Raw genomic sequence first — 4,855 nt, 5'->3', positions numbered from 1 at the left:
CCCCTCGGCCCACGGATGGCGGCGAGACTGTCCTCCGCCGGCCGCGGGCCCCCCGGGACATCCCCTGACCGCAGACCGGCAAGGCCGTCCTCCACCGGCCACGGGCCCGCCGCGGGGGCACCTCCCGGCCGCGGGCCCGCCGGCCGCAGAGCGGCGACGCTGTTCTCCGCCGGTCGTAGGCCGGCAAGGATGCCCAGGTAGGCCGGCGCCTGGATCGGGGTGATCATGACGACGACCACGGCGTCGACGCCGGAGCGAAGCCGCCGGCCCAGCCGCAGCCACGAGTCCGGCCGTCGCCACGACAGCGGGTAGGACGTCGCCGGGAACGGTTCCGTCTCGGGATCGCTCACCCGCTGCTGGCCCGGGTAGAGCCGGGCCGGGTACTGCGCCGACCAGGACTCGATGCGGACGTCGTGTCCGCGCGCCGCGAGCCGGTGCGCGAGTTCGGTCGTGTGCTGGGCGACGCCCCCCTTGTAGGGGTGGGTCGGACCGACGATCGCGATCCGCGCCCGCGACCCGGCGCCCGCCCGCCACCGGTCGGTTGTCACCGCGGGATCAGTTTTCGCCACAGAATCATCGCCACGAAATCAGTTGTCACTGCGGGAACGGGCCACGAGATCACCGATCAGAGCGAGCACGACGATCTGGAAACCGACGAGAATCGCCAGCAGCGTGGACGTGGTGACCCGCAGGTCATAGCGGACCAGGTCGACGACAAGCTTCACGAAACCCAACCCCATGATCCACAAGGCGATCGGCATCAACACTCTTATCGGGTCGAAGTACATCACCATCCGGAGCACCTGCAGGATGTAGCGGCGCGCGTCGCGGAACGGATGGAACTTGCTCTTGCCCGAGCGTTTCGCGTAGTCGATCGGGATGTAGTCGACGGGATGCTGGTTCGACAGGAACGCCATCGTGATCGTCGTCACGCAGGAGAACCCGGACGGCAACAGCCGCAGGTAGGGCAGGGAGATATCCCGCCGGAACGCCCGCAGCCCCGAGTTCAGGTCGGGGATCTTCATACCGGACAGCCGCTGCGCGATCATCCGGATGAACCATTTGGCCGGCACCCGCGCCCACTTGTGCGTACCTTCCTCGGTGGTACGCGCGCCCACGACCTGGTCGACGTCGGGATGGGCGTCGAGATGGCGGACGAACTCCGGGATCCGCTCGTTCGGGTAGGTCATGTCCGCATCGGTCCAGACCACGATCGTCCCGCGGGCGTCCTGCGTGCCGATCCGGCGTGCGGTGCCCGACCCGCCGTTGCGGCGGAACGAAATCAACCTCATTTTCGGGAACCGGTGAATCACGCCGCGCAGCAGCGCCAGCGTGTTGTCGGTTGACTTGTCGTCAATGACCAACAGTTCATAGCTGTAGCCGCTGGCGTCCATTGCGGCGGTGATCCGCTCCAGTTCGCGAACAATGTGATCCTGCTCGTTGTAGCAGGGAAGAACAACGGTTACGTAGGGCGCGGCGGGTATCTCCGCCACCGATCCGACCCCGGTCTGTTGCCGGTTCAGGACGGGTGCGCCGGGGCTGACAGATGCGCGTACAACGCTGACACTCACGTCGATGTGGCTCCTGATTTCCGTCCGGGAACTGCGAGTTCACCCGAGTTCACCGGTGCCGCCGGGTTGTGGCCGGGCCGGTCGGGTCGAGTGATCACAACCTCCTCTGCGCGCGTCCTGGTACCCCCGTCCGAATGCCAGGGTTACACGGCGCTACTACCAGCCGGTCATGGAGGTCCCGCGACGCTGTGGCCCACCCGTCCGACCTCACCAGCCGACTGACAGCACAGGTGGCTAGGATTTCTGGCCATGGGCGGGCTCATCGAGCATCTCGGCAGTCAGGTCAACCGGCTCGACCGGCAGTTCATCAACGATCTACGCGAGTACGCCCGCCACGTCCGGGCGCTGCGGGCCGGGCGGGAGGCGTCGGCACGGTCCTTCGTGGCCGGGTTGCGCTATCCGTTGGCGTACCAGCAGCCCATCTGGATCGGTTCACCCACCGTGCTCGAAGGTCGCGAGCGCATCGAGTTCACCGACGGTGCGGCGCTGCGGATCGGCCTCGGCCCGTTCGGGATCTCGACACGGCGGGACACCTCCGTCCTACGGATCCACCCCGAGGGGCGCCTGCGGTGCGAGGGAGTCGCCTCCGTGCAGCGCGGCGCCCGCATCGTAGTGGACTCCGGCCTGCTGCAGCTCGGCCACGGCGTCAACATCAACGGCTTCGCCAAGATCCTCGTGCGGGAACGGGTCAGTATCGGCGCCGGATGCAACATCTCCTGGAACACCCAGATTCTCGACAACGACTTCCATCCCATGACGGTGGACGGCGTCGAGCAGCCGATGAGCGCTCCCGTCGTCCTGGAGGATCGCGCCTGGATCGGTACCGGAGCCATCGTCCTGAAGGGAGTGACGATCGGTGAGGGCGCGGTCGTCGCGGCCGGCGCCGTGGTGACCCGGGACGTCCCCGCCAAGACGATCGTCGCGGGCAGCCCGGCGAAGGTGGTCGGCCCGGTCGACTCCTGGCGTTGATCCTCCGTCCTTGATCTTCCAGTTTTGATCTTCCGACGTCGCTCCTCCGGCCCGGATTTTCCGGCGTTTCCACCGGTGGGTGTTTCCGCCGACGCGATCACGCCAGCGTTCGCTCCGATGACCGGAGACGACGACCGGAGAGAACGAAATCGTTCACATCACGCGCGGCCGGTGAAAAGTCACATAGTCCTACGTACGATGGCAACCATCCGTCCGCCGGAGGTTTCCAGCCCTTGCCCGCCAGAGGACCAGAGGCGACGAGATCATGTCTTTCTCGTGCTCGGGGTTCAGAAGCCGAACCGGGAGGTCCAGGAGGCCCGGGTCCCGGAGCCACTCCGATGGAGGCCGCAGCCGAAACGCCCTCCGCAGCCGGAACACCCTCCGCCACCGGAACGCCCTCCGCCACCGGTACGGAGGAACCATCCGGCAACGGCCCGCCGGAGCGGTTCGCCCCTCTCGGGCTCCTGCGCCGGACGCCGGGACACATCTGGCTGATCACCGCTGTGTTCGCGCTCCTGCTCGCCTCCTGGTCGGTACTGGTACCCCAGTACCACGCACCGGACGAACCGAACCAGGTCGACGCTGTCATGCGGCTGGTCCAGGGCGACGGCTGGCCGCGTCCGGGCGGCGCCGTGGTGACACCGGACGGGGTCGGCGCCATCAGGGCGGCACCGTTCGGTAGCCGGAACAACCCCTACGAGCTCACCGTCGCCCCGATCCCCGAACGCAACGCGCCCCCGCGCTCCCAGCGGCCGGCCTGGAAGGATCTTGCATCCCCGGGGCAGCCGTCGGATTACGTCCAGCAGATGGTCCAGCATCCGCCGCTGTACTACTGGGTGGACGCAATGATCCTCAAAGCGATCCCGGGCGGCGGCGACACCCTTCGCTGGGACGTGACCATCGGCCTGCTGCGGATGATCAGCATCCTGCTGGTGGCGCCGCTGCCGCTGCTGGCTCACGCGGCCGCCAGATGCCTGCATCCTTCTCCGGTCGCCGCGACCGTTGCCGCGCTGACTCCCTGCGCCGTGCCGCAACTGGTCCACATCGGCTCCAGCGTCAACAACGACAACCTGCTGATCCTCCTCGGCGGGCTGGTCACGGTGGCCGTCGCCCACGTGCTGCGCGGGGACACCTCAGCGCGGACCGCATGCTGGATCGGGCTGTTCGCAGGTCTTGCGCTGTTGACGAAGTCCTTCGCGGTCGTGCTGGTACCGATGATCGCCGCCGCATACGTCCGCGCGCGGATGCGCGGCGCGCGCTCCCTGCGGCTGCCCGCCGCGCTCTGCGGTGGGTTCGGGATCGCGGCCGGCGGCTGGTGGTGGCTGATCAACATCTTTCGGTGGCACACCGTCCAGCCACGCACGCCGGGTTTCCCGCTCGGCGAGTACGTCGGGCGGGACTGGACCGTCTACTGGTCATGGATGTCCGGACGGCTGCTGACCCGCTGGTGGGGTTCCATCGGCTGGTATGAGGTCGACCTTTCCCGGCCGCTGGTACTCACCGCCTCGGGCGTGCTGGGCGGCCTGGCCGCGTGGGGCATCCTGCGCGCCCGGGTCCGGGCGGACCGCACGAACCTGCTGTTCATGCTGTGGCCGACGGCCGGCCTCGTCATGCTCGTCGGCGGGCAGGCCGCCGTCCACCTTGCCGGCACCGGGTACATGACCGCGGTCTCGGGCCGATACCTGTTCACCGGCTTCGTCGGGATAGCGGTCCTCGCCGGCGCCGGGGCCGCCGCGCTGGACCGCCGCCTCGCCCGCTGGACGCCGCTTGCCGTGCTCGCCGCCGCTGCCGGCATCCAGTGGGATGCGGTGCGGCTCGTACTCGGCCACTTCTGGCAACCCGCCGGAGGCGGGCCGGCCACGGCCCTGCACGCCATGGCCGCCTGGTCACCGTGGGCGCCGCTCGACATCAAGATTGTTCTTGGGTCGACCCTGGCCCTTGCGGCCCTGGCTGCCGTGAGCGTCGCACGGATCACACCGGTGACCGTGCTCCACCCGGGTAGCGGCCACCCGGGTACCTGCCCGGGGGAAACCGTGGGCCGGCGGGTATCCGGATGGTGCCCCGGGGAGTCGGACCCTCCGGACCTCAGCGGCGACCGTGCAGCAACGCCTGCACCGTCCGCACACCCCGACGGCCACCCAACCGCGCCTTGAGTGCGGCGTTCGCCAGCCGGGCCGCGTGCACGAGCTTCGGTTCGTCGGCAAGAGCGGCGCGCAGCTGCTGGGAAGTCGTGCGCTCCGCGTCCAGTGCGCGCTCGGCCCCGGCCACCGCGTCGAGCAACCGCAGTTCACTCGCGGCGCGGTCGGCCAGGGCCA

General features: G+C 69.1%; 4 protein-coding genes and 1 pseudogene. 2 read left to right on the top strand and 3 right to left on the bottom strand.

What is annotated here, in order from left to right:
* Together DD1DGNOD_RS05960 and DD1DGNOD_RS05955 are read right to left on the bottom strand one after the other, a co-directional pair.
* Nucleotides 1–548: glycosyltransferase family 4 protein (locus tag DD1DGNOD_RS05960; protein ID WP_241255494.1), on the bottom strand; the 548-nt coding region annotated here is incomplete at its 3' end.
* Between the two features lie 39 nt (nt 549–587).
* Nucleotides 588–1,523 (bottom strand): glycosyltransferase family 2 protein, encoded by a 936-nt coding sequence (locus DD1DGNOD_RS05955; protein WP_131765630.1) that lies wholly within the window; start codon nt 1,521–1,523, stop codon nt 588–590.
* 297 nt (nt 1,524–1,820) lie between these two features.
* Here DD1DGNOD_RS05955 and DD1DGNOD_RS05950 point away from each other — a divergent pair, with 297 nt between their 5' ends.
* Entirely contained in the window at nt 1,821–2,540 is a 720-nt protein-coding gene (locus tag DD1DGNOD_RS05950; RefSeq protein ID WP_241251270.1) for an acyltransferase, read from the top strand.
* Between the two features lie 338 nt (nt 2,541–2,878).
* Entirely contained in the window at nt 2,879–4,693 is a 1,815-nt protein-coding gene (locus tag DD1DGNOD_RS05945) for a glycosyltransferase family 39 protein (RefSeq protein WP_131765621.1), read from the top strand.
* Here DD1DGNOD_RS05945 and DD1DGNOD_RS05940 read toward each other — a convergent pair.
* Nucleotides 4,626–4,855: pseudogene (locus DD1DGNOD_RS05940) on the bottom strand (class I SAM-dependent methyltransferase); the annotation flags it as partial. The gene DD1DGNOD_RS05945 and the pseudogene DD1DGNOD_RS05940 overlap by 68 nt on opposite strands.

Origin of the sequence: Candidatus Protofrankia californiensis, assembly GCF_900634765.1 — a bacterium.
GTDB lineage: Bacteria > Actinomycetota > Actinomycetes > Frankiales > Frankiaceae > Protofrankia > Protofrankia californiensis.
This window is presented reverse-complemented; position numbering and strand designations above follow the sequence as displayed.